Genomic DNA, 23984 nt, shown 5'->3' with positions numbered 1-23984 from the left:
CTAGAGTTCTCTGTGTACTTATCACAGCTAAACCAACTCTTTATGCAAATTCGAGAAAAAAGATGTTAGTAGTCTTTTTGTACTACTAGAAATTAGATATTGCCACAATTTCAGGACTTACGCATTGACAAACAATGCTAAATATGTAGGTAAATTGAAAATTTTAATCCGTGCGTTAGGGAACGCACCCTACAGGTAAATTGAAAATCTTAATCCGTGCGTTAGGGAACGCACCCTACAGGTAAATTGAAAATTTTAATCCGTGCGTTAGGGAACACACCCTACAGGTAAATTGAAAATCTTAATCCGTGCGTTAGGGAACGCACCCTACAGGATGAATTTCCAAAGGAAGTAAGTCCTAAGATTTTCGATATCTGACGCATTCACGCCAATATATAAATCACTAACCACGGGATATTTTACATAACGCCATTAATGTACATTCCCAAACGAGTCGCGGTTGGGCGTAAGTAAGTAAGTATTTACGAGCTTTTTCTAGTTCGTTAATTATGCTGGATTGATGGGTTTGCTGCCAGTAGGATTGCTGGAGATAATCAACTAACCAGAGTTGTGCTTCTGTGTCTAAATCTTTATCAATTTTTTTGGCTAATTCTAAGGCGCTGCGGTAGGTTGTCGGTGCTTTGGTAACTTGTTGGAGCAACTCAGGGGAAATGGTTTGTAATTGTTGGTAAGATGCGATCGCACTCCCCGGACTACCAGCCGCTAAATTTAACACCGCTGGATGCTGCAAAATTTCCTGATTCCCCGTCTGTGTCAGCACTTGCGCCACAGCAGCCACATCTAAGCGATAAAAAGGAATGCGTTGACAGCGAGAAACCAACGTTGGTAAAACAGCCTCAGGCGTTGGTGCAATCAAAATCAAAGTCGCCTGTCCCGGTTCTTCCAAAGTCTTCAATAAAGCATTCGCTGCGCCTTCCGCCATCGTTTCTGCTTGTTCCAACACCACCACATTGCGCGGCGCTTCCAAAGGCGGACGTCCCAAAAACTCGGTAATTCCCCGAATTTGCTCTAGACGAATCACCGGCGGTGCTTTGCGCTTCACCCCTTTCTCGGCTGCTTCTGCGGCTGTTAGTCGTTGTCCTTGATATTGATATGTTGGTTCTACCCATAATAAAGATGGGTGGTTTCCTTGACGCACGCGATTGTGTAGCGTGTTGAAGTCGCGCTGCGGGTCAAAAAAGAGTAATTCTATAAAGCATCGTGCTGCTAAACTCCGCCCCACACCATCAGGGCCAACAAACATATAAGCCGGGGCCACTCGGTTTTGCCTCACAGCCTGAGTCAGTAATTCTACGGCTTGTTTTTGTCCAATAAGGGGAGCAAATGTGTCAACACTCATGAGTCAATTATAGGTTGACTCATGATGTTAACCTATCTCACAGAAGATAGAAGGCGATCGCCCAAAATTCCCTGAATTGTCTGTTGAACAGTTTCTTTATCCAAGCTGCCATCTACCCGCACAATCTGCCCGCTCCCGGATGCGGCTAACTCTGCATATCCTTGCTGAACGCGGCGATGAAATGCGATCGCTTCTTGCTCAATCCGGTCTAGTCCAACTTCACCACCAAGTTTGCGGGCTAGTCCCACCTCGACATCCACATCTAGCCAGATAGTTAAATCACTTTCCAAACCACCAGTAGCAATATAATTAAGCTGGTTAATAATAGTCATACTCAAACCCCTGCCATAACCCTGGTAGGCAATGGTAGAGTCAGTATAGCGATCGCACAAAATAAATTTCCCCCCGGCTAGATTAGGCTTGAGTTCTTGTTCAACGTGTTGCGATCGGTCAGCAGCATACAACAACAGTTCCGTCACCTCCGCAATTAGTGTGTTCTCTGACTTGGACAGTAACAAGCGGCGAAGATGCAAACCTAACTCTGTACCCCCCGGTTCACGAGTCAGAACCACAGAAACACCCAGGCTTTGCAGCCATTCAGCACAAAGCTGCATCTGGGTAGTTTTGCCGCAGCCTTCCACCCCTTCAAATACAATCAATTTGCCACTCATGCTTTTTTAATTTAGCTTTTTCGCTGACGCTTTATAAAGCTATCAGCTAACCATCACAATTGGATAAAAGTCTCTGTTCAGAAATTTGCAGGTATGGGAACTCTAGGAAATGAGGTTAACTGCCCAGTGCTACCAATAATGTCCCATCGCGACCATACTCCTCTGAGCCAATTTTCATCCCCTCGTTTAACCAAAAGCCTGAGTACCGTTGAAACTTGGGGCTTCGGTCTGACATCTCATATTTCCTGGACAGCTTTGGTACCAACAATTCATGCTGCTTTGGGTTCACAAGCTATTTTCGTCTGGATACCCGCCGTAATTGTGGGCATGCTGCTCAACTATCAAGTAAAACGCTTGGGTATGCATTTCATGGATGTAGCTGGCGGGACACCCAACTATGCCACTAAGCTGCTGAGACGCTACCCAAAATTAGCTTGCTATGCCGCAATTGCATATATCCTCGCTTGGATTTCTTACTTGGCAGTTAATACAATCGTACTCAGAGATTTAATTAAAGTGAATTTGGCGGCGTTGGGCATTGCCTGTCCGGTAATATTTCTAGATATTGGCTTAACGCTGTTGCCATTTGTCGTCGCTTTTAGTGGTACTCGCGCCTTGAGTATCTTGCATGTGTTTTTTGTGATTCCCGCCTTAGGATTGCTAATCACCTTTTGTATGCAGGGTTTAGGCTGGTTAGCCTTTTCTCCAGACAGTCCTGGATTTTTTCCTAGCAGTTGGTCATCTCTGAACTTTGTGGACTGGGCAAAATGGTTCTTTTTCGTTACCTATACAACCTACGGTTGTGAAACAGCTTCTTCCTTTGTCGCTGATAGCCGCCACCCCAGCCAGACACTGCGCTTTCTAGATATTGCTGCTTGGATGATGCCACCCATCTTTCTAGGGGGATCTTGGGTTGTGATGCGGTTAGCAACTGCTCCCGACCTCAAAGACAGTGCTTTCCTCAATTTTTTGGCGGCTGCCACCCCCTTCTGGGGAAAATCAGCTGCTGTTAGTGTTACCTTTTTGCTGGTAGCTTCTTGTCTACTAGGTTCGGCAACCGTCGTTTCTAATTGCCCGCGAATATTGTATCAGCTAGCTTTAGACCAGCACATTTCTCCAGTGTTTTCTGTGGTGACGCGCCGGGGTGTGTTTGTACCTGCTTTGAGCTTGACATTATTGTTTTGCTTGATTTATCTGTTTTGGGGAGATGTCGCTCGAATTGTGGCTGTTGGCAACATTGGTTGGTTCGTCTCCTTGATGTTATTGCATCTGGGGCTTTGGCTACAACGTAAACACTCATTCGTTTTGCTTCCCTGGATATCTTTGGCTATTCTGCTGTTAGAAATTGTGGTGCTGCTGGTAGGTGGAACTGCTTGGGGTTGGGGAAACTTGATCATTGGGCTGCTATTTCCCATTGGCGTCATGGGAATTGATCAGGTAATCCGCCGTGTGGCTTTTCCTCCGTTCCATCTAAGTTGGTGGATGCGACGATATCAATCCCGACCTTCAGTCATTATTAAAGACTCAGTGATGCTGCAAGTGAGCATCCTGATTTTTTTGCTGTGCAGTGCAGTTGGGGTGGGCTGGTTATTTGGTGTCAAGCTGAATAAAGCGGCAAATGCGGGGGGTGAGAATTTAGTTGTGGTGCTGCTGATGATAGTGGCTTTTGTGGGAGTTGCGATCGCCTGTTGGACAAGTTTACCCCAAATAGTCGCCTTGACAGAAGCCAGAGTTGCAGCCGAACACCTGTTTAACGTAGCCCAAGATAGTATTTTAGTCGTAGACAACCAAGGCATTATCCGCCAAGCCAACCCCGCAACCGCATCTTTCTTTAATGTCAACCCATTGCAGTTATTGGGACAACATCTGCAACAATGGCTCCCCGAATTAACCAACTATCCAGAACAATGGGCAAAGCGCAGCGAACACACCCTACTCCACAACAATCAAACCAGAACTCTCGAAGTTTCCATCTCCGACCGCAAAGACCAAGATTTTCAGGAATACGTCGTCATCATCCACGACATTAGCCAACGCAAACAGGCAGAGGAAATATTGAGACGAGAAGAAGCGCAATTGCGGCAAGAAGCCCAGCAACTAGCTAACCAACTGGTGCAAAGCGAAAAGATGTCTAGCTTGGGGCAATTGGTGGCAGGTGTGGCCCATGAAATCAATAACCCAGTCAATTTTATCTATGGCAACCTTGCACCTACTAGTGAATACATCCAAGATTTAATCAGACTATTGCAACTTTACCAGCAGCATTATCCCCAGCCAGTCCCAGAAATTCAAACCCAGGCAGAAGCCATCGACTTAAATTTCCTGCTCGCAGACTTGCCCAAATCCCTCAATTCGATGACAGTAGGTGCCCAGAGAATTAAAGAAATTGTTTTATCTCTGCGAAACTTCTCTCGCTTGGATGAGTCAGAAATCAAAGCCGTGGATATCCATGAGGGTATTGATAGTACGCTGATGATTTTGGCTAATCGTCTCAAATCTAATCCAAATAATCCAGAAATTCAGGTAATTAAAGAGTATAGCAACTTACCATTAGTCGAATGTTACGCCGGACAACTCAATCAGGTGTTAATGAATATTCTGGTAAATGCCATTGATGCTTTGGAAGAATCCTTTGTCAGTAAACAACTGAGCACTAACAAACCGCAAATTATTATTTCTACAGAACTAACTGCCGACAACCAAGTAATTATTCGCATTGCTGATAACGGTTCTGGCATGACAACAACTGTGCAACAGCGCTTATTTGATCCCTTTTTCACTACTAAACCAGTGGGTAAAGGTACGGGGCTGGGCTTATCTATTAGCTATAAAATTATAACTGAAAAACATGGGGGAGAATTAAAATGTAATTCTGCTCCTGACCAGGGTACAGAATTTGTGATTATAATTCCTCTGCATCAATAATTTATAACAGTTTAGCTGAAGTCACAAATAATAACCTTGTCCATTCTTGCTCAAAAAAAATTTAATAATGGGAGATAAAGATGATAATAGATAAACCTAAAAAATCCCGAAACTTATTCAAGACTTGGCAAAGTCAAACTCAGCGGCAAATGAGATATCTAGCGACAAGCCACTTTGCATCCAAGCCTAATTTGACCACATCATTGATTTTGATTAGCACTACCTTAGCCATAGGTATCATTGGCATTACTAGTTACCAAGTAGTCAGGAGTTTAATTCTGCAACAACTTCAGGAAAAAGCACTGCTTCAAGTTCGTCAAGGAACTGATGAACTTGATCAATGGTTGGCAACTCGCTCTAGTACAATCCAAACTCTAGCCAATACAAATATAGTAAGTTCTCTTAATTGGCAAGAGATAGAACCATATTTGCAGTCAGAACTTAAACGTATTAATGGATTTTTTATTTTTGGGTTAACCTACCCTGACGGTTCTTTTTACACGACTGAATCAATTAACACTAAGAAAAATAATAAAGATCGGGATTACATCCAAAAAGCATTGGCAGGACAAGTCAACATTTCCGCTCCCTTTATTGGTCGTACTACTGGAATTCCGGCGATCGCGATCGCCGCGCCGATTAGTCAAGCTGATGGCAGTGTCAACGCCCCTATTGGAGTATTATTTGGTAGCTTAAAGGTAGATCTCGTCTCTAAGGTAGTCAGTAGATTGCGCTATGGCAATAACAGTTATGCCTTTGCACTCAACTCCAAAGGGCAGGCTATTATTCATCCCAATCCAGCGTTGATGTCGACGATAGAAAAACCTGCTCCCAGTTTTCTAGAGTCAACTGATCCTGGCCTAGCAGCGAGCGCTCGTCGGATGGTGAGTAAAGAGCCAGGAATTGAACTCATTTCTATTGACGGTACGAACAAGTATGTTGCCCATATCCCCCTCAAACAAACGGATTGGTCAGTAGCTCTAGTCATACCGCGGGAAAATATCGAATCTCAACTGGGAGCGCTCAACTTACTCGCTTCTATATTAGGTGGACTGCTTCTGATTGCAGCAATTGTAGCTTGGCGGCAAATACAATTATCTGAACAAGCAAAAATACAAGTTACACTACTGAGTCAACAACAGAAGACACTGCAACAGCAATCGCATGAACTAGTGCAAACCTTGCAGGAATTACAAAAAACTCAAAGTCAGTTAATTCAGAGAGAAAAAATGTCCAGTTTGGGACAGTTGGTCGCGGGGGTAGCCCATGAAATCAATAACCCAGTCAGCTTCATTTACAGCAATATTACCCCTGCCTATGAATATACACAAGATTTATTCAGGTTACTGCAACTTTACCAACAGTACTATCCTCACCCAGCACCAGAAATTCAAAATGAAGTAGAAGCAATTGAATTGAATTTCTTGATGCAAGACTTGCCGAATTTGCTGGATTCGATGAAAGTGGGTGCTGACAGAATTAAAGATATTGTCTTATCTCTGCGAAACTTTTCCCGCTTAGATGAAGCAGATATGAAAGCGGTAAATATTCACGAAGGCATCGATAGTACGCTGATGATTCTAGAAAGTCGCCTCAAGGATACAACTAAACATCCAACAATTACAGTTACAAAAGAATATAATGATCTGCCGCTGGTGGAATGTTACGCCGGAGAACTAAATCAGGTATTTATGAATATTCTGGTAAATGCTATTGATGCTTTAGAAAATGCTAATGAATCATGGTTTGTGGGTGATGGGCAAGATAATTCCCATGACCAATTACCAACAATTTTCATTTATACTAAATTGACTGCCAACCAGCAAGTAATTATTGGCATTGCTAATAATGGCCCTAGTATTCCTGAAACTGTGCAACAGCGATTATTTGAACCCTTCTTTACAACTAAACCAGTGGGTAAAGGTACAGGATTGGGCTTATCTATAAGTTACCAAATTATTACTGAAAAACATCAGGGTAAATTGCAGTGTATTTCCTCTCCTGGTAAGGGTGCAGAATTTGTCCTGGTAATTCCTCTCAAACAACAAAAGCAGCAAACTGCCTAACTTGATATAAGTTGCCACTTATGAATTTAAATTTTAGAGGATGTTTTAAAAGACCTTGGTGATGTATCAAAAATGTTTAGATCCCCTCAATCCCCCTTTGAAAGGGGGGCAAGAAACTCTTAAAGTCCCCGTAGATGGTGATTGAGCGCTAGATGTTTATAGTTAGAGCAGGAGAAGACAAACGATCACTGTTAGCTGGCGTCAACTTGTCTAGAAAGTTGAGCATAATTTTAGCCACAGCCGCCGGCGACTCAATCAAAAAACCATGCCCGCCACTGTCAAGCACCACAAGTTCAGCATTGGGAATGTTTTGAGCCAGTTGTTGAGAAAACTTCACTGGGGTGAGAATATCCTGTCTACCGACTAAAACGAGGGTAGGACAATGAATATCTGACAGGCGATCGCTTGTGTCACTGTTAATAATAGCTCGGCTCTGATGATAGAGTCCATGAGCCGTCGGTGGTGCGGGGTAATTAATCGCCCATTCGATCAGCTGTTCTATCATCCCCGGAATCGAGTAGAACTCTGGGGTAAAAATCCAGGGTAATATCAGTTGTTCAAATAGCTTCAAGTCTACTTTATCAAGGAGGTTGCCCCAAGTCTCGACGACACTATTAAATAATGCATCACCCTTTGCCAAAGTAGAAATTAAAATGAGACTTTGAATTTTTTCGGGATGTGCAAATACTAACTCTTGGGCAATTTGACCGCCCATTGAATGACCTATGACATGTACCTTGTTAATTCCGATATGCTCAAGTAATGCTGCGGCATCCTTTGCCATTTGCTGGATAGTATAGGGGCTATCAGGAGCAGAACTGCGCCCTATGCCTCGATTGTCTAAGCGAATCACCTGATATTGCTTGGTGAGGGATGGGATAAACTGCGACCAATAAAAATGATCGCAAGAGAACCCCGCTATTAATAGTAAAGGTTCGCCTATTCCCTTAATGTCGTAGAACAAGTCAATATCGTTAACCTGAAGCTTCGGCATGATTACTCGATGGTTTTTATCAAAAGCGCCGTAATACCCCTTCCTCAACGAAGTAGGGAGGGGATATAAGGCGGACAATGACGAAAGTATCCCCGAACGAAGATGAGCTTCATTATCCACAATTCTGCAATTGTGTAATACCGAGAAGGCTCAACGCTGGATAGTGTTCGCCGATTGGTTAAATAACACATCTCGCGACTTTTCGAGATCAAGAGCCTGATTTTTCAAGGCTTCTGCCTGATCGTAGGCGCGAATTGTTGCCGGACGGACTTTAATTGCCTCAAACCAGTGCTGCAACGCCGGAAAATCTTCTAGCTTTTGGTTTTGGCGCTCATAAGGCGCAATCCAAGGATAAATTGCCATATCTGCAATGGAATAATCGCCAGCTACAAACTCTCTATCTGCCAGTCGTTTATTCAGCACTGCATATAAACGTCCTGTCTCCTTCACATAGCGGTTAATGGCATACTCAATTTTTTCGGGAGCGTATTGGTTAAAGTGGTGGTTTTGCCCCGCCATTGGCCCCAACCCTCCTATTTGCCAAAATAACCACTGGAGGACTTCAACTCGTCCAGGCAAGTCTTGGGGGATGAATTTCCCGGTTTTTTCGGCTAAATATAGCAAGATTGCCCCAGACTCAAATACAGAAATTGGCGCACCTCCGGTTGCTGGTTCGTTGTCCACGATTGCCGGGATGCGATTATTGGGAGAAATTTTCAGAAATTCGGGCTTAAATTGGTCGCCAGCACCGATATTTACCGGAATTATCTTGTAAGGCAGTCCCGCTTCTTCTAAGAAAATCGTGATTTTATGACCGTTGGGGGTTGCCCAATAGTAAAGTTCAATCATGAGTTAGTTCTCCTAAGAAATTTGCTCTAAGATTGTTTAGCCTAAAAACGCTCTACCCAAGGTCGCACAACACCAAGGAAATTCTGATAGCCGCAAAGTGCCAGAAGCCTACACTATTAGGGTACGGTGTAGGCGCTTCACTGAAAACTAACCCTGGTAAGGGTTGCCGATGGTGTCCACAGAAACGTTGTAGGCAAATGGCAAGCGGCCGGGATTCAAGCGTGGTTCTGCGGCATAACCAACAGGGACTAAAACAGCGATCGCTAAATCTGAATTATCCTCTGCCCCAATCACAGCCTTCACCTGCTCCTCAATCCAGCCATTCATAAAGCAGGTGGATAACCCCAAACTTTCTGCTGCTAAAACCAAATGGGTAGCGGCAATAATCGCATCTTTAATCGCATATTCGCGCCGCTTATCTCCCAACCCAGCTTGAAACTGGGGAACAGCGTTTTTAAAGTAGCCGACTGTGCCCTCATTCCATGCCCCGGTTTGGAGTCCTTGCTCTAAAATTGGTGTCAAATCTTGTTCACCTGCGGAGCTATCAGCGGCAAAGACAAAGGTAACAGGTGCTTGAACAATTTGCTTTTGATTCCAAGATGCTGCTGATAAAGCTGCCTTTTGCGCCTCATCTTGAACGAGAATGATCCGCCAAGCTTGGGTATTAAAGCTACTGGGTGCAGCCACAGTCAACTCTACCAGTTGCTTAAGTAGTTCTGGGGCTATGGGGTCTGATTTGAAAGTTTTGATTGAACGACGCTGAACTATAGCGCTGGGTACATCTAGGGGTTGAATTTGGGTGATTGCACTCATGAAAATCTCCTCTTGTTTAAAATATGGTGCCGCTGTAGCGCCTTTTATTATCGAGCTAAAAAGTAGATAAAAAACTACTGACTAACTACTGGCTCGCTAGTAACCGACCAAAAGGGATAATCTGTATATCCTTCTTCACCCCTACCATTACCACCATAAAAGGTTGTTTGATTTGGCTGATTCAGCGGTGCATTTAGAGCGAACCGTTGAGGTAAATCAGGATTGGCTATATATGGGATGCCAAAGGCAACTAAATCTGCTGCTTTGTTTGCTAATACGGCATCACCTCTTTCACGGGTATAACCACCACAGACTATCAGACCACCTGTAAACTTTTGCCGCAAATGACTGGTAGGCACAAGTGTTGCACCATGTCTGATGTCTCCTTCTAGCCCCTCAACAATATGCAGATATGCTAAATCAAACTGGTTCAGCGCTTGAGCCGCATAACCAAAGGTTTCTAGGGGATGAGAATCATGCATATCGTTAAATGTCCCACTGGGTGCAAGACGTACCCCCACCCGTTGAGAATCCCACACACCAGTTACCGCCTCTGTCACCTCTAACAACAATCTTGTCCGATTTTCAATCGCGCCCCCATATTTATCGGTGCGTTGATTTGTGCCATCTCGGAGAAATTGGTCAATTAGATAACCATTGGCTGCATGAATTTCTACCCCATCAAACCCAGCCGCTAGGGCATTGGCAGCACCTTGACGGTACTGTTCCACAATTCCTGGAATTTCTGAGGTTTCCAAGGCACGGGGCGTGACAAAGGGTTTATAACCCTGATATGTTAACGCCTGACCTTTAGGTGCAATGGCTGAAGGTGCCACAGGTAATGCCCCATCTGGTTGTAAGTCTGGGTGGGAAATTCTGCCTACGTGCCATAGTTGCAGAAAAATTCTCCCTCCTTGTTGATGCACGGCATCTGTCACCAACCGCCAACCTGCTACCTGTGCTGATGAATAAATTCCTGGTGTATCTGGATAGCCCAGTCCTTGAGGAGAAATCTGAGTCGCTTCTGAAATAATCAGTCCAGCGGTAGCGCGTTGGGCGTAGTAAGTGGCGTTGAGTTGGTGCGGAACGTTTCCCGCTGCTGCTCTTTGTCGGGTTAAGGGTGCCATGACTATCCGATTAGGCAGTTCTAAGTCACCTAACTGGTAGGGAGAGAATAAGTTAATCTCGGTATTCATTTTGGTTATATCTCTAAATAATTGATCTTACAACGCCACCATCAACTCGCACAGCTGCGCCATTAGTTGCTGAAGCTAGAGCACTGGAAAGGTAAACAACCATTGCTGCTACTTCTTCGTTAGTTGCAAAGCGTTTGATTAAGGAAGTTGGTCGCAGGGTCTGGAAAAACTCAGCCTCAACTTCTGCTGGACTAATGCCTCGGTCTTGACCCATTTTGGCATCTTGGGCAGATATTGCCGACTCAAGCGAATGCCACTGAGTACGTTAACTTCAAATATATTTAACCAGTCCTCATCGGTAATATCAAGAAACGCTTTGGGTTCGTAAATACCCAAATTGTTAATTAGGATATCGATGTGAGGTACTTGTTGAAAAAGTTGCTCTACTCCTTCAATTGTTGCGAGATCAGCAACGACACCGGAAACTTTCGCTGTGGGAGTAGTTTGCTGAATTTTGGCGTTCGGCTTTGCCGCGCCGGAGGCGATCGCTTCGGCTACTCTTGCTTCAGTCCGACCGTTGATAATTGTTGATACACCCTCTTGGGCTAGTGCTTGGGCAACCGCAAAACCAATGCCTGCGGTTGAACCACTCACTAGCGCAGATTTACCATCTAATTTCAAGTCCATTGCGCTTCTTCCCTGGCAGAGATTCCACTGTCTAAAACCGAACAGTTATAACTCTACAACTGCTTAAATATACTGTGTTAAAGTTTTGGTTAAGCTAGCTTTGGGCACTGCCCCCACAACAGTATCCACTTGCCGACCCCCTTTAAACACCATCAGCGTGGGAATGCTACGAATTCCATAGTGACTGGCGACGGTAGGATTTTGATCTGTATTCAGCTTCACTACTTTCACCTGTCCAAGGTACTCGTTCGCAACCTCATCGACGACTACAGCCAACATCCGACAAGGGCCGCACCAAGGTGCCCAAAAGTCAACCAAGACCGGAGTTTCACTTTCCAGAACTTCTTGCTTGAATGTGGCTTCTGTGACATTTGTAATGGATGACATAGTTGCCCTCTTGAGTTAATTCATTTATTCGATATTATCGAATAAGTAAAATATAAGTCATCTTAAGAGATAATGCAACTATGAGATTTTTATATCATCCAGATCGAAAAGACATTTGTTTACCGGGAGTGCTGTATGCCTTGGGAGACCCAGTGCGGCTAGAGATTGTGCGGTTGCTGGCGACTAAGGGAGAGCAATGTTGTGCTGAGTTTAATTTTGCCATTGCTAAATCTACCATGTCTAACCACTTTAAGATTTTGCGGGAGTCGGGGGTAGTCTTGACTCACAAAGAAGGCACACAGCACATCAATCAGTTGCGATGTGAAGATTTAGAGGCGCTGTTTCCGGGGTTGCTGGGTGCAGTGTTGCGATCGGCTCAACCATTGCTGGTTGAATCTTCAACGGTGAAAAAAAGTGTTTCCCAGATGTGGTGAGCGATCGCTCAAAAAGCGATCGCATTCTTGGTCTATATCAGTCATCCAAATCTCTGAATTTGGCAATGAGAAACTGCTCAAAAATCAGGCTTTTCTGCCCTATTCCTCTATTTTGACGAATTTCATCATTCCTAGATCCTCATGGTCTAGGATGTGACAGTGGAGCACAAATTCGCCAGTGAATAGCGTATAACGGCTGCGGATATTTACAGGTTCACCCTGTCTCACCAGCAATGTATCCCGCCAAATCAACTCATCATTGCCACGCTGTGCAATTTGTAACGAAGCCGCATAAGAGGCAGAAACTGGTGTAATTACCAATATTACCGTCGCAGCAAATACACAGAGAATACTGAAGAGGCGTTTTCCCATTATGGCACTCGTTACTGATTAGTGATGTTGAGCAGGGATTTATCAGGTTGCAGGCTGAAAATATCTATCTGGGGATAGATACAAAGCAAGTTTGACAACCTGTAGTAGTAAGTTTAGGACTGAATGGGGATTAACTGTAGTAGCGAAGACAGACTGTTAACACAACTTTATTTCTCTGGAAAAATAAAAATCATCCCAAGTAGTCAACTATTTTTCTAACTAAAAATAATCAAAGTTTTTTAAATCCAGGTTTTTGACAAAAGAGTTTCAGTCTGTGAGAAAGTACCTTGGAGTGAAGCGCCGGATTTCTCAGTTTTCTATGAGATAGATTTGCACCTTTATTAGGGGATAGCAATAATTCCCGATAACCGCACCTTTATAGCCGGACACCACTACCGTTAGAAATTCTCATTTTTGTTTACATATCGTTACACTAGAGACATCGAGAGCGGTGAAAGCCAAGATCTCAAAATTGAAATTAAAGGCAAACGACATGAATGGCACAATTCGCGTTGGTAATCTCTGGGGAATTCCCTTCTATATCCATCCATCGTGGTTTTTAGTTCTAGGTCTGGTAACTTGGAGCTATAGCGGTGGATTGGCAGCGCAATTTCCCCAATTAGATGGGGGGTTAGCTTTGGTACTAGGATTGCTGACAGCGCTGTTGTTATTTGCCTCTGTCGTCGCCCACGAATTAGGACACAGCTTTGTCGCCCTGCGCCAGGGAATTGAAGTTAAATCAATCACACTATTTATATTTGGCGGGTTGGCGAGTTTAGAAAAAGAGTCAGAAACACCAGCTGATGCTTTTTGGGTAGCGATCGCCGGGCCTTTAGTTAGTTTACTGCTATTTGCCACAACCACAGCCATCGGTTTTGCTACCACCATATCAAGTCCATTAGGAGCAATTCTCAACCTGCTGGCATCTGTAAACCTAGCACTAGCCTTATTTAACCTGATTCCTGGCTTGCCGTTAGATGGCGGAAATATACTGAAAGCTTTAGTTTGGAAAATCACAGGTAAACCTTATAAAGGTGTGCTTTTCGCCAGCCGCATTGGACAACTATTTGGTTGGGTGGCGGTGATTTATGGTTTACTTCCCCTAATCGTATATGGCAGCTTTGCAAACGCTTGGTACGGGTTAATTGGTTTCTTCTTGCTGCAAAATGCTGGTAGTTCTGCTCAATTTGGCAGAGTGCAAGAACAACTGATCGGTTTGACTGCTGGGGATGTTGTCACAGCTAATAGCCCAATTATCTCTGCTAGTTTAACCTTGAGAGAGTTTGCCGATCAGCAGGTGGTGAGTGACAATAACTGGCGTCGGTTCTTGGTTACAGACGATGAGGGACAATTAATCGGTGCGATCGCCGTTAACGAGTTGCAAAATGTCCCAACAGCCCAGTGGACAGAGACTCAAGTCAGAGACATCATGCGACCAAATACATTATCTACCACAGTGCAATGCGATCGCCCTTTATTAGAAGTAGTGCAGCTACTCGAACAACAACAGCTATCTTCACTCCCCGTAATTCGTGACAACGGCGTGCTAGTGGGAATCTTAGAAAAAACAGAAATTGTCCAGCTAATTAAGCGCAGATCCCAGCTTAACCCCGCATAGTCACCCAATAAAAAATTCTGTAAATCAATGTAGAGACGTTGCATGCAACGTCTCTACTACTGTTTTAAACCCAGGTCGGTGGGTTTTGCCTGTGTAGACGCGGTTTCTAACCGCTAGGAGATTGGAAACTTCGGTCAATTGCATCCACCGCATCAATAGCAATAATCAACCTTTGCTGCGGTTGTAGCTGATTGCTGACTTGCTGGAGAAGAGATTGCAGAGATATTTCCGCCAACGGTTGAGTAAATTGGGTGCAGAGAGAAGCCAGAAAAACATCAGCGCGATTTTTGCCAGCAACTTGAGCATTGTAATAGACAACTTGGGGATTAGCGATCGCGTACCGCCCACCGGAGGCGATCGCATAATTAGCGAGGATAGCACTTTTACCGCTGCCGGGAGTACCCACAATCGTAAAGTAACCCCGGTCATAGCGCTGAAGAAAGTTAGAAATCGCAGTAAACACGAACCCACGACCAACAAAATTGAGGTTGTGTGCTTGCAAGACTTGCTGAAACTCTAGCGGATATCTGCCGTTATTGTTAGCGATAGACGGCGAATTATTCATAATTCTGAACCTTCCCCACCTTCCCACCGCAAAGAATGCAATCTTCCTGATTCATCCCCCGCTACAATTGTCACCCCATCCGGTGCAACAGCGCAGCAAAGTAAGGAACTTTCCCCGATAAAAGTGGTAATTACTTCCCCCGTTGCTAAACACCAGACTTTGATTGTGGTGTCCCATGAACCAGAAATCACCTGCTGGCCATCGGGGGTGATAGCGACTGCTTTTACCCCGTAACTATCACCAGTAAAAGTCCGCAATTCTTCCCCCGTTGCTAAACACCAGACTTTGATTGTGTTGTCCCCTGAACCAGAAATCACCTGCTGGCCATCGGGGGTGATAGCGACTGCTGTTACCCCGAAGCTATGACCAGTAAAAGTCCGCAATTCTAACCCTATTGCTAAACTCCAGACTTTGATTGTCTTGTCCTCTGAACCAGAAATCACCTGCTGGCCATCGGGGGTGATAGCGATCGCATTTACCCAGGAACGATGACCAGTAAAAGTCAGCAATTCTGACCCTGTGGCTAAACTCCAGACTTTGATTGTCTTGTCCTCTGAACCAGAAATCACCTGCTGGCCATCGGGGGTGATAGCGATCGCATTTACCCAGGAACGATGACCAGTAAAAGTCAGCAATTCTGACCCTGTGGCTAAACTCCAGACTTTGATTGTCTTGTCATAAGAACCAGAAATCACCTGCTGGCCATCGGGGGTGATAGCGACTGCATATACCGAGTCACTATGACCAGTAAAAGTCCGCAATTCTGACCCTGTGGCTAAACTCCAGACTTTGATTGTCTCGTCCTCTGAACCAGAAATCATCTGCTGGCCATCGGGGGTGATAGCGATCGCTGTTACCGAGTCACTATTACCAGTAAAAGTCCGCAATTCTGACCCTGTGGCTAAACTCCAGACTTTGATTGTGTTGTCCGATGAACCAGAAATCACCTGCTGGCCATCGGGGGTGATAGCGACTGCTGTTACCCCGTAACGATGACCAGTAAAAGTCCGCAATTCTGACCCTGTGGCTAAACTCCAGACTTTGATTGTGTTGTCCGATGAACCAGAAATCACCTGCTGGCCATCGGGGGTGATAGCGACTGCATTTACAATAGCGACTGCATTTACATAGGAACTATGACCAGTAAAAGTCCGCAATTCTGACCCTGTGGCTAAACACCAGACTTTGATTGTTCCGTAATAAGAACCAGAAATCACCTGCTGGCCATCGGGGGTGATAGCGATCGCTGTTACCGAGTCACTATTACCAGTAAAAGTCCGCAATTCCGACCCTGTGGCTAAACTCCAGACTTTGATTGTCTCGTCACAAGAACCAGAAATCACCTGCTGTCCATCGGGGGTGATAGCGATCGCATTTACCGAGTGACTATGACCAGTAAAAGTCCGCAATTCTTCCCCTGTGGCTAAACTCCAGACTTTGATTGTGTCGTCATAAGAACCAGAAATCACCTGCTGGCCATCGGGGGTGATAGTGACTGCATTTACCGAGTGACGATGACCAGTAAAAGTCTGCAATTCTGACCCTGTGGCTAAACTCCAGACTTTGATTGTCTCGTCACAAGAACCAGAAATCACCTGCTGGCCATCGGGGGTGATAGCGACTGCATTTACCGAGTGACGATGACCGCTGAGGGTGCGTAATAATCTGCCACCAGGGGGGGTTAAGCTTGATGTTAAGGGACGCAACCAAGGTGAAATTTGCCGCTGTTTTGCTTGCTCCAACATTGCTTGAATTTCTGGCAATTCAAAACACAGCATTCGTCCTAATAATTGCGCTACTAATTGGGTTTGGTCCTCTCTCAAAATCTGCGCTGACAGTCCCAACGCTCCTTGAATCAACTTTAGCGCTTTCACCTTCTCCGGCTGATATTCTGGGTGATTTAATATTTCTGGCTGCTCTATCAAATCATAATCTTCAATCAGCGACTGCACCCCAAACTCAGGATGATTAATTTTGTTAGCCAAAAAGTCAAAATCTGTCAGCGTTTGATAATACCTTGGCAATTGCCCCGACTGCACCAAGCTATAGGGTAAACTCTTCAGTCGAGCGCGTTGAAATGCAGGACTTTCTGTTAGTGATTTCTCGTTAATATTTCTCATTTATTGATAGATTTGTAAGTACTTAGGCAGAGCCTAGGAACGAGAGGAACCTCACCCTGGTTCTGCTACGCACAACCTGTCCCTCTCCTTCGCAAGGAGAGGGATGTCCGTCAGGACAGGGTGAGGTTTTTCAAGACTTTTGGTTAATCGGATAACTTGTGTGTACACGGTAGCTTGGGTATCTCCGAGTTAATTAATATAAATAATTAGCAATTTGTTGATTCACCTCATCAAAAATCTTCCTGCTCGATTTCAATTCCCGCTTACCTTTTAAGAAGTCCAGAAAACTTGCATGATAAATGCTATAACAAATTTCTCCCTGGATTTCCCGCTTCTTCAAATATTCCCGCCAAGTATCTAAAATCTTTTCAACATCACATTCATCCTGCTGAGAAATCGCCGCGATAATTTCACAGGTAATAGCTGTACCAATCTCCACCAAAATAAACAACACAATTACCTTTAATCTATTGGGTTCATTCTCCATACCCATCCGTTCCCAATGAATTTGATAATATTCTTGTAAACCTTCTGGTAACTGCTGCAAAGATAGGTCATTATACAAACCTTGAGCAATACCTGGTAAGACATAGCGCAGGTACATGAAATTATTGTCGCTCTTAACAGACACCTGCTCAATAAATTCTTCAGATGAGATATTGCGGTCTTTAATCCATTTGCTTAAAGCGTCTTTATATTCTGAATCTTCATTGACAAATAACCGAATATACTCTTTCACATCGGCGCGGTTAAACTCTGCATATTCACCTGCTGTCAAATCTAACTCTTGCTGCTTCAATCCTTCAGTAAACAGGCGTTTTTTATTCGGTGCATAAGGTCGTCTAGTGAGCAAAAAATAAATTCTATTTGGCAGAGTTTTAGGCAAATATAAAATATTCTCTGCTCCTGGTTCTTGTTCCACTTCATCGAGAGCATCAACGACAATTATTAGCCGTTCATTAGCGGTAAAGTTTTCACTGATTTTATTCAACAATGTTGGTAAATCGGCGTTGTCTGCATCTGTCAATCGATAACGTTCAATTAGTTGTTTACGAATACTTTCTAGAAATTGCTCTGGTCGATTGCTACCTTCAGCGATAACATTGAAATAACATATCGCTTGATGGTCATAAACGTATTTAGCAGCGATCGCACTTTTTCCCATCCCCGCATCCCCAATCACCGTAAAATAGCCCTTTCGCTGGTTTTTGAGGAAATTATCAAACTCAGCAAACACGAATTTACGACCACGAAACGCCCTAATTTTTTCTTCAATCAGTGACTTAAACTTATCTGGGTAGGGTAACTCTTCCCCCATTTCCCGGAAATTGGGATCAAGTAAAATTTCTGCTGGGTTTCTCGTGCGCCTCGTTACGCCCAGAAAAATATGATAAAATTCTTTAAATTCCTGACGAATATTGATTTTCTCTGCTCTAATCTCATCCCCTAAGATATTCCAGTCGAGAAAATATTCTGCATCCTCAATAAAATTTGTGGGATTTTCCTGAAACGCTTTCCAAAAAGCCTGTTTAATCTCTTTTTGTCTAAAAAAATCTAGTAAATTATCAGATTTAGGTACGCCATACTTTACTAAAGCATAAGCATAAACCCCCTCAAAATCTTTTGGTGGTTGTGATTGGTCAAGTTTTAAGTTTTGTAAAACTTTAATGAAAATTTCGCTTTTCTGCGCTTGTCTAAAACTTAGAGGGCCAGCAGCTTTAATTGTGTTTATAACGAAGTCAATATTCATCTTTGCTGTTGTGAGAGCAATAATTTAATACCTTATCTGTACTTTAGCCCATAGTTACGGGTTTTTTCGGTAGTTTCTCTTAGTTATAAATGTTATAAATATGTAGAGTAACTTATAGCGAGAAGAAAAACGTCCTAGGGGTGGGAAACCGTCTAGAGCAAGATGCTAGGGAGCTATTCTTGAACTAAACTAGAACCACAGGGATGTAATCACAGGGATATTATGATGAGCGATCGCGACTATACTTTAATTATTGACAAAAGCGGCAGTATGTCTACCCCCGACCAAGCGGGCGGTAGAAGTAGATGGGAGATAGCCCAAGAGTCTACAATCGCCTTAGCCAGAAAATGCGAACAGTTTGACCCTGACGGGATCACCGTTTACCTGTTTTCCGGGAGATTTAAACGCTACGAAAACGTCACCACAGCCAAAGTCGCGCAGATATTTCAAGAAAACGACCCCGCTGGAACGACAAACTTAGCAGGTGTACTTCAGGATGCCGTCAACAATTTCTTTCAGCGCAAAGCCAGCGGTCAAACTAAGCCCAATGGTGAGACAATATTAGTCATCACCGATGGCGAACCAGACGATCGCAAAGCGGTCTTTGAGGTAATCATTCAAGCAACTCGTCAAATGGAACGGGATGAAGAATTAGCAATTTCGATCATTCAAGTAGGTTCTGACGCTCAAGCAACTAAGTTTCTCAAAGCTTTGGACGATCAATTACAAGGTGTAGGCGCTAAATTTGATATTTGCGACACCATCACTTTAGATGATTTAGAAGACATGAGCCTTGCAGATGTTTTAATGAATGCGATAACCGACTAATTTATCAATAGTCTAAAGTCCGGAATCATAAATAACTGATAACTGGTGAGGGAAAAGTGTTGGAAAACCGGGATTATACATTAATTATCGATAAAAGTGGCAGCATGGCTACCCCAGATCAAAAAGGTGGTAGAAGCAGATGGCTAGCCGCACAGGAATCTACCTTAGCTTTAGCTAATAAGTGCGAGCAATTTGACCCAGATGGCATCACCATTTATGTATTTTCTGGTAGATTCAAGCGCTATGAAAATGTCACAACCAGCAAGGTATCACAAATTTTTCAAGAAAATGATCCCTCTGGTACTACTGATTTAGCTGGTGTGTTGAAACACGCTACTGATGATTACTTTCAACGCAAAGCAGCTAATAAAACTAAAGCGAATGGCGAGACAATTTTAGTTGTGACTGATGGGGAACCAGATGATCGCAAAGCGGTGATGAAGGTAATTATTGAAGCTTCTCGCCGAATGGATCGCGATGAAGAATTAGCTATTTCTTTTATTCAAGTTGGCACAGATGCCCAAGCTACCCGCTTTCTGAAAGTTTTGGATGATGAACTCCAAGGCGCTGGTGCAAAATTTGATATCTGTGACACTGTGACAATGGATGATATGGAAGATATGAGTTTATCAGAAGTGCTACTCAATGCCATTACTGACTAATACATAATGGCGTAATAAGGCTACTATTCAAAATAGACCAAAAGCCTACGTCATCAACTTTTTGAATTTTAAATTTTGAATTTTGAATTCCGCGTTCGCGTAGCGTCTCGTAGAGATAGCGGTACTAGCCATACCCTTAACAGGACTCGAAAAAATGGATTCCATTGATAAGCTGTTATCTGAAATCAAAGCTGAATATGAAGAACCAAAACCTCAACAGCAGCAGCCTCAATCAACTCCTGCTAAATCATTCGTGCAACCGCCAGCAAATTCAGGATCTTTTATAGATAACTTGTTGGCGGAAGTTCAAGCTGATATTGCTGAACAAGATGCTGCTGAGGAGTTGAGAAAACAGCAAGAATTAGCAGCGGAGAAAGTTCGCCAAGAACAACTCAAAGCCAAGCAACTAGAGGCTTTAAGAAAACCTGCTAAAGAATGGCTAGCCAAATTAGATCCACTTTCATCAGAAGGACTTTGGTTTGAAAGTTTTGCTAAAGGATTTCCTTCAAAATTAGAAGCGGCGATTGAATATTTGCAAAGTAATTAATAAAAAGAGCCAATTACCTATTACCCATTACCCATTACCAATTACCCATTACCCATTACCTATTACTTAAATGCTGTATAGCCCATTCATGCATTGCATAGAGAATGGGTTTGAGACTTTCTCCCAAAGGCGTTAATGAATATTCTACCTTGGGGGGGATTTGTGGGTAGACTTCTCGATGTATGATCCCGTCTTCTTCCATTTCTCTGAGTTGCTGGGTGAGCATTTTTTGGGTAATTCCTGGTAAGGAACGCTGCAACTCACCAAACCGTTTTACCCCTGCAATTAATTCTCTAATAATCAAAACCTTCCAGCGTCCGCCGATTACCTTGATCGTGGTTTCTACTTCACAAGTCAGTCTGCTTTCGATTTCTGCTTCAGCTTTCATGGTTACTTTTTAGTAAGTATCTTACTTATTAGTGCCTACTGTTCATAGCAATTGTACATAGGTTAAAGTCATTACGGTTAAGAATTTTGTCGCCTGACTGAACACTATTAAACGCCCACAGGCGTAGTTTTATTTAGGAACTTTAAATTATGGCAAATATCCTTCATATTGATTCTAGTCCTCGTGGCGATCGCTCTGTTTCCCGCGCACTCTCCTATGAGTTCGTCACTTCTTGGAAAGATGCTCATTCTGGTGATACAGTCACTTACCGGGATTTAGGCCGCAATCCTGTGCCCCATGTAGACGAATCGTGGATTGCTGGTGCTTTCACACCACCCGATGCGCGTACACCCGAATTGGTTGAGGCAATTAAGTTATCTGATACCCTGATTGATGAACTGCTAGCGGCTGATCTCTATGTCTTTGGTGTGCCGATGTACAACCTGAGCATCCCTTCTACTTTCAAGGCTTACATTGACCAAATTGTTCGTATTGGGCGTACCTTTGCAATTGGTGAGCAAGGCTACAAAGGTTTAGTTGATAGCAGTAAAAAAGCACTGGTTATCACGTCGCGTGGTGGTACTTACCCACCAGGAACCGCCTACGCTGCCTATGATTTGCAAGAACCCTACATCCGCACTATTTTCGGTTTTATTGGTATTACTGACATTACTTTTATCCATGCCGATAGCCTGAACTTCGGTGATGATGCCCGTGATAAGTCTTTAGCCGCAGCTAAGGATGCGATCGCTCAAGCGGTAGCTAATTGGTAATTTAGGGACTTCCAATAAAAAAATATCCAATCGGTAGGGACACAGCATTGCTACAAGTCTATGATTACTGGATATTTTATTTTTTGGTATTCCCTTAGATCAAGAAGATCCCCCCAACCCCCCAAGTCCTGGGGGGCTTCATTTCCCCTAAAACGGGCGGTAGGTTTAGTTTTCTTTCAAACAAGTTTGAGCTAAATCTGCAAAGCTTTGAACCACTTATTGATCACTGTGTTGATGGTTTGTTTGATTTGATGCTTGCGATTCCATTTCTGAAATGCCATTTCATATTCTTCGCCTTTAGTTTGAAAGGTATTCCAGATATCTAGCCCTAGGGCGAATCCACAGAATAGCAAAATGTACAGCGCCCAAGAGATGCCGCCACCACCAATCAAATCTACCACCATAAAAAAACCGTTGACAATGGCATAATTGCCAAGACGCTTCTTAAATCTTCCTTGGCGGTAAACATCAAAAGCTTGTCGCTGTTGCCCTTCGCTCCGTTGTGCTAGCCAGTCGCGTTCTGCTAGATTTAAAGAGTCTGGGGATATTTCTAACTCAGCCGCGATTTCTAATATTTGCTCATAAGAAAATTCTTTATTTTGATCGTCAGCTTGGCGGGCGATCGCAAATTGCAAAATTTTCTGTACGTCTTCTTGGCTATAAGAACGGAGACTTTTAGGTTCAAACGCCGTCATAATTCTTAGCTCTGAAATTAATTTTAATAGAGAACTCCTGCCCGATAACTATCGCGCAGTGACACCACCACTATTTCCATTATCCCTACACTAACAAATCTGGATGGGGGCTGGCGGTAGTGATTACCCGAATTTTTAACTCGGTTGGGGTTGGCGAAAGCTGTAAATCTCTTTAATTACCTGTACCCAAGCGTTGGCGACAGATTGGAGGATAAATAAAATGGTGGCAAGGGTGGCAAGTATTCTGGCTAGGGATTAAAAGCCCTCTAACTTTATCTTTACCATAACTGCGTGGGTTTATGGTAAAGAGGTTGCGGGTAGCAATCTCAAAGATGTGAAGACTATCAAAATATCTGGATATCACCTGGACGCCGCAGCATAATATCCAAAGAGGAAGCAGCGAAAAGGAAAAAAACAATGGTTGAAGATAATGGATCAGTTCGCACCCTATCAGTGGATATTGGCGGTAGTGGTGTTAAGGCTATGGTGTTGGATATCGCTGGGAAGCCCTTAACGGAAAGGGCGCGTTTAGAAACGCCCCAACCGGCTAAACCGGAGGTAGTGATTAATGCAATTGTGGTGTTAGCAGCGGCACAAGGTGATTTTCATCGTGTTTCCGTAGGTTTTCCGGGTGTGGTGCGATGTGGCGTTACGGAAACAGCGGTAAATTTACATCCAGATTGGATTGGCTGTGATTTGGCAACAACCTTGTCTAAGCAGTTAAACAAACCTGTGCGGGTGATTAATGACGCTGATATGCAGGGTTTAGGTGCGATCGCAGGCAAGGGTGTAGAATTAGTGGTGACCCTGGGGACTGGCTTTGGTTCGGCGTTGTTTATCGATGGTAAATTGGTGCCAAATATGGAAATGGGACATCATCAGTTTCGCAAAGGGGAGACTTATGAAGAACAACTCCGACGGGCAGCTTTGGAACAAATTGGTGAGAAAAAGTGGAATCGGCGGTTAGAAAAAGCGATCGCTTCTTTGCAGCATCTCTTCAATTATGACTACCTTTACATCGGTGGTGGTGAAGCTGTCAAGGTGAATATGCATCTGCCATTAAATGTGAAACTCATCCCCAATGTCACCGGTTTATTAGGTGGGATTGCTTTGTGGAAAGATTAGACTTTGCTCTCGGCATCAGTCTTGTGAGGCTTGTGAGGGGTGAAGCGATGGCGAAACGCCCGCTGTTGGCGAACGCAAATCCAACTGATCACATCGAAGAAGTAGATACAGATTATTTACCATGCAATTAAAGCCAATAGACATAGGAGTGAAAATTAAATATGCATTACCTGGAACCCTTGTAGAAACCTGACATGTCACGTCTCTAGATTCTTTTTT

At 43.7% G+C, this 23984-nt stretch carries 25 protein-coding genes; 10 read left to right on the top strand and 15 right to left on the bottom strand.

Translation table 11 applies throughout. The features are described from left to right. Positions 1-403 precede the first annotated feature (403 nt). Both CYLST_RS11735 and tmk read right to left on the bottom strand, forming a co-directional pair. Positions 404-1360: a DNA polymerase III subunit delta' gene (locus CYLST_RS11735; RefSeq protein ID WP_015207940.1), complete on the bottom strand. Its 957-nt coding sequence runs from the start codon at positions 1358-1360 to the stop codon at positions 404-406. A 32-nt stretch (positions 1361-1392) separates the two neighbouring features. Beyond that, the gene (tmk, locus tag CYLST_RS11730; protein ID WP_015207939.1) at positions 1393-2031 is read right to left on the bottom strand and encodes a dTMP kinase; all 639 of its coding nucleotides are present in this window, start codon (positions 2029-2031) and stop codon (positions 1393-1395) included. A 93-nt stretch (positions 2032-2124) separates the two neighbouring features. On the opposite strand from tmk, the gene CYLST_RS11725 reads away from it, so the two are divergent. Together CYLST_RS11725 and CYLST_RS11720 are read left to right on the top strand one after the other, a co-directional pair. Further along, a complete protein-coding gene (locus CYLST_RS11725; protein ID WP_015207938.1) occupies positions 2125-4956 on the top strand; it encodes an ATP-binding protein in 2832 nt (943 codons plus the stop codon). A gap of 80 nt (positions 4957-5036) precedes the next feature. After that, positions 5037-7022: a sensor histidine kinase gene (locus CYLST_RS11720; protein WP_015207937.1), complete on the top strand. Its 1986-nt coding sequence runs from the start codon at positions 5037-5039 to the stop codon at positions 7020-7022. 148 nt (positions 7023-7170) lie between these two features. Here CYLST_RS11720 and CYLST_RS11715 read toward each other — a convergent pair whose 3' ends face one another. From CYLST_RS11715 to trxA, 7 genes are all read right to left on the bottom strand, one after another. Continuing rightward, complete coding sequence (locus CYLST_RS11715; RefSeq protein WP_015207936.1) at positions 7171-8016, bottom strand: alpha/beta fold hydrolase; 846 nt, start codon at positions 8014-8016, stop codon at positions 7171-7173. A gap of 150 nt (positions 8017-8166) precedes the next feature. Continuing rightward, complete coding sequence (locus tag CYLST_RS11710; protein WP_015207935.1) at positions 8167-8865, bottom strand: glutathione S-transferase N-terminal domain-containing protein; 699 nt, start codon at positions 8863-8865, stop codon at positions 8167-8169. A 147-nt stretch (positions 8866-9012) separates the two neighbouring features. Continuing rightward, positions 9013-9678 (bottom strand): nitroreductase family protein, encoded by a 666-nt coding sequence (locus CYLST_RS11705; RefSeq protein ID WP_015207934.1) that lies wholly within the window; start codon positions 9676-9678, stop codon positions 9013-9015. A gap of 74 nt (positions 9679-9752) precedes the next feature. Continuing rightward, positions 9753-10874, bottom strand: coding sequence for an alkene reductase (locus tag CYLST_RS11700; protein WP_015207933.1), 1122 nt, complete (start codon positions 10872-10874; stop codon positions 9753-9755). A gap of 13 nt (positions 10875-10887) precedes the next feature. Then, positions 10888-11088 carry an SDR family oxidoreductase gene (locus tag CYLST_RS35890; protein ID WP_245587494.1) on the bottom strand — a complete coding sequence of 67 codons (201 nt, stop codon included), beginning with the start codon at positions 11086-11088 and terminating at the stop codon, positions 10888-10890. Next, positions 11013-11501 carry an SDR family NAD(P)-dependent oxidoreductase gene (locus CYLST_RS11695; protein WP_245587493.1) on the bottom strand — a complete coding sequence of 163 codons (489 nt, stop codon included), beginning with the start codon at positions 11499-11501 and terminating at the stop codon, positions 11013-11015. Before CYLST_RS11695 ends, CYLST_RS35890 begins: the two co-directional genes overlap by 76 nt. Positions 11502-11564: 63 nt before the next feature. Next, positions 11565-11888 carry a thioredoxin gene (trxA, locus tag CYLST_RS11690; protein WP_015207932.1) on the bottom strand — a complete coding sequence of 108 codons (324 nt, stop codon included), beginning with the start codon at positions 11886-11888 and terminating at the stop codon, positions 11565-11567. Between the two features lie 80 nt (positions 11889-11968). On the opposite strand from trxA, the gene CYLST_RS11685 reads away from it, so the two are divergent. Next, complete coding sequence (locus CYLST_RS11685) at positions 11969-12322, top strand: ArsR/SmtB family transcription factor (RefSeq protein WP_015207931.1); 354 nt, start codon at positions 11969-11971, stop codon at positions 12320-12322. A 99-nt stretch (positions 12323-12421) separates the two neighbouring features. On the opposite strand, the gene CYLST_RS11680 is transcribed toward CYLST_RS11685, so the two are convergent. After that, positions 12422-12694 (bottom strand): multicopper oxidase domain-containing protein, encoded by a 273-nt coding sequence (locus tag CYLST_RS11680; protein ID WP_041233071.1) that lies wholly within the window; start codon positions 12692-12694, stop codon positions 12422-12424. Between the two features lie 493 nt (positions 12695-13187). Between CYLST_RS11680 and CYLST_RS11675 the strand changes: the two genes are divergently transcribed. Next, a complete protein-coding gene (locus CYLST_RS11675; RefSeq protein ID WP_015207930.1) occupies positions 13188-14312 on the top strand; it encodes a site-2 protease family protein in 1125 nt (374 codons plus the stop codon). Between the two features lie 106 nt (positions 14313-14418). On the opposite strand, the gene CYLST_RS11670 is transcribed toward CYLST_RS11675, so the two are convergent. From CYLST_RS11670 to CYLST_RS11660, 3 genes are all read right to left on the bottom strand, one after another. Beyond that, positions 14419-14877, bottom strand: a complete 459-nt coding sequence (locus tag CYLST_RS11670; RefSeq protein ID WP_015207929.1) for an ATP-binding protein — start codon at positions 14875-14877, stop codon at positions 14419-14421. Continuing rightward, on the bottom strand, positions 14874-16997 hold the full coding sequence (locus tag CYLST_RS11665; RefSeq protein ID WP_015207928.1) for a WD40 repeat domain-containing protein: 2124 nt from the start codon (positions 16995-16997) through the stop codon (positions 14874-14876). Before CYLST_RS11665 ends, CYLST_RS11670 begins: the two co-directional genes overlap by 4 nt. Before the next feature lie 193 nt (positions 16998-17190). Further along, on the bottom strand, positions 17191-18747 hold the full coding sequence (locus CYLST_RS11660; RefSeq protein WP_015207927.1) for a P-loop domain-containing protein: 1557 nt from the start codon (positions 18745-18747) through the stop codon (positions 17191-17193). A gap of 222 nt (positions 18748-18969) precedes the next feature. On the opposite strand from CYLST_RS11660, the gene CYLST_RS11655 reads away from it, so the two are divergent. From CYLST_RS11655 to CYLST_RS11645, 3 genes are all read left to right on the top strand, one after another. Beyond that, positions 18970-19575 carry a vWA domain-containing protein gene (locus CYLST_RS11655; protein ID WP_015207926.1) on the top strand — a complete coding sequence of 202 codons (606 nt, stop codon included), beginning with the start codon at positions 18970-18972 and terminating at the stop codon, positions 19573-19575. A 56-nt stretch (positions 19576-19631) separates the two neighbouring features. After that, positions 19632-20237, top strand: coding sequence for a vWA domain-containing protein (locus tag CYLST_RS11650; RefSeq protein ID WP_015207925.1), 606 nt, complete (start codon positions 19632-19634; stop codon positions 20235-20237). A gap of 154 nt (positions 20238-20391) precedes the next feature. Then, positions 20392-20784, top strand: a complete 393-nt coding sequence (locus CYLST_RS11645) for a salt stress protein, Slr1339 family (protein ID WP_015207924.1) — start codon at positions 20392-20394, stop codon at positions 20782-20784. Between the two features lie 55 nt (positions 20785-20839). Here the strand turns inward: CYLST_RS11645 and CYLST_RS11640 are convergent, their stop codons facing one another. Further along, positions 20840-21172 carry a winged helix-turn-helix transcriptional regulator gene (locus CYLST_RS11640; RefSeq protein ID WP_015207923.1) on the bottom strand — a complete coding sequence of 111 codons (333 nt, stop codon included), beginning with the start codon at positions 21170-21172 and terminating at the stop codon, positions 20840-20842. A 149-nt stretch (positions 21173-21321) separates the two neighbouring features. Between CYLST_RS11640 and CYLST_RS11635 the strand changes: the two genes are divergently transcribed. After that, entirely contained in the window at positions 21322-21945 is a 624-nt protein-coding gene (locus CYLST_RS11635) for an FMN-dependent NADH-azoreductase (protein WP_015207922.1), read from the top strand. A 191-nt stretch (positions 21946-22136) separates the two neighbouring features. On the opposite strand, the gene CYLST_RS11630 is transcribed toward CYLST_RS11635, so the two are convergent. Further along, positions 22137-22640, bottom strand: coding sequence for a 2TM domain-containing protein (locus CYLST_RS11630; protein ID WP_015207921.1), 504 nt, complete (start codon positions 22638-22640; stop codon positions 22137-22139). A gap of 417 nt (positions 22641-23057) precedes the next feature. Between CYLST_RS11630 and CYLST_RS11625 the strand changes: the two genes are divergently transcribed. Further along, a complete protein-coding gene (locus tag CYLST_RS11625; RefSeq protein WP_015207920.1) occupies positions 23058-23765 on the top strand; it encodes an ROK family protein in 708 nt (235 codons plus the stop codon). Then, positions 23753-23896 carry a hypothetical protein gene (locus CYLST_RS34430; protein ID WP_157162570.1) on the top strand — a complete coding sequence of 48 codons (144 nt, stop codon included), beginning with the start codon at positions 23753-23755 and terminating at the stop codon, positions 23894-23896. Before CYLST_RS11625 ends, CYLST_RS34430 begins: the two co-directional genes overlap by 13 nt. Positions 23897-23984 lie beyond the last annotated feature (88 nt).

Origin of the sequence: Cylindrospermum stagnale PCC 7417 (genome assembly GCF_000317535.1) — a bacterium.
GTDB classification, from domain to species: Bacteria; Cyanobacteriota; Cyanobacteriia; order Cyanobacteriales; family Nostocaceae; genus Cylindrospermum; species Cylindrospermum stagnale.
Note: the sequence above shows the minus strand (reverse complement) of the source record. Positions and strands in the feature narration are given on the sequence as shown.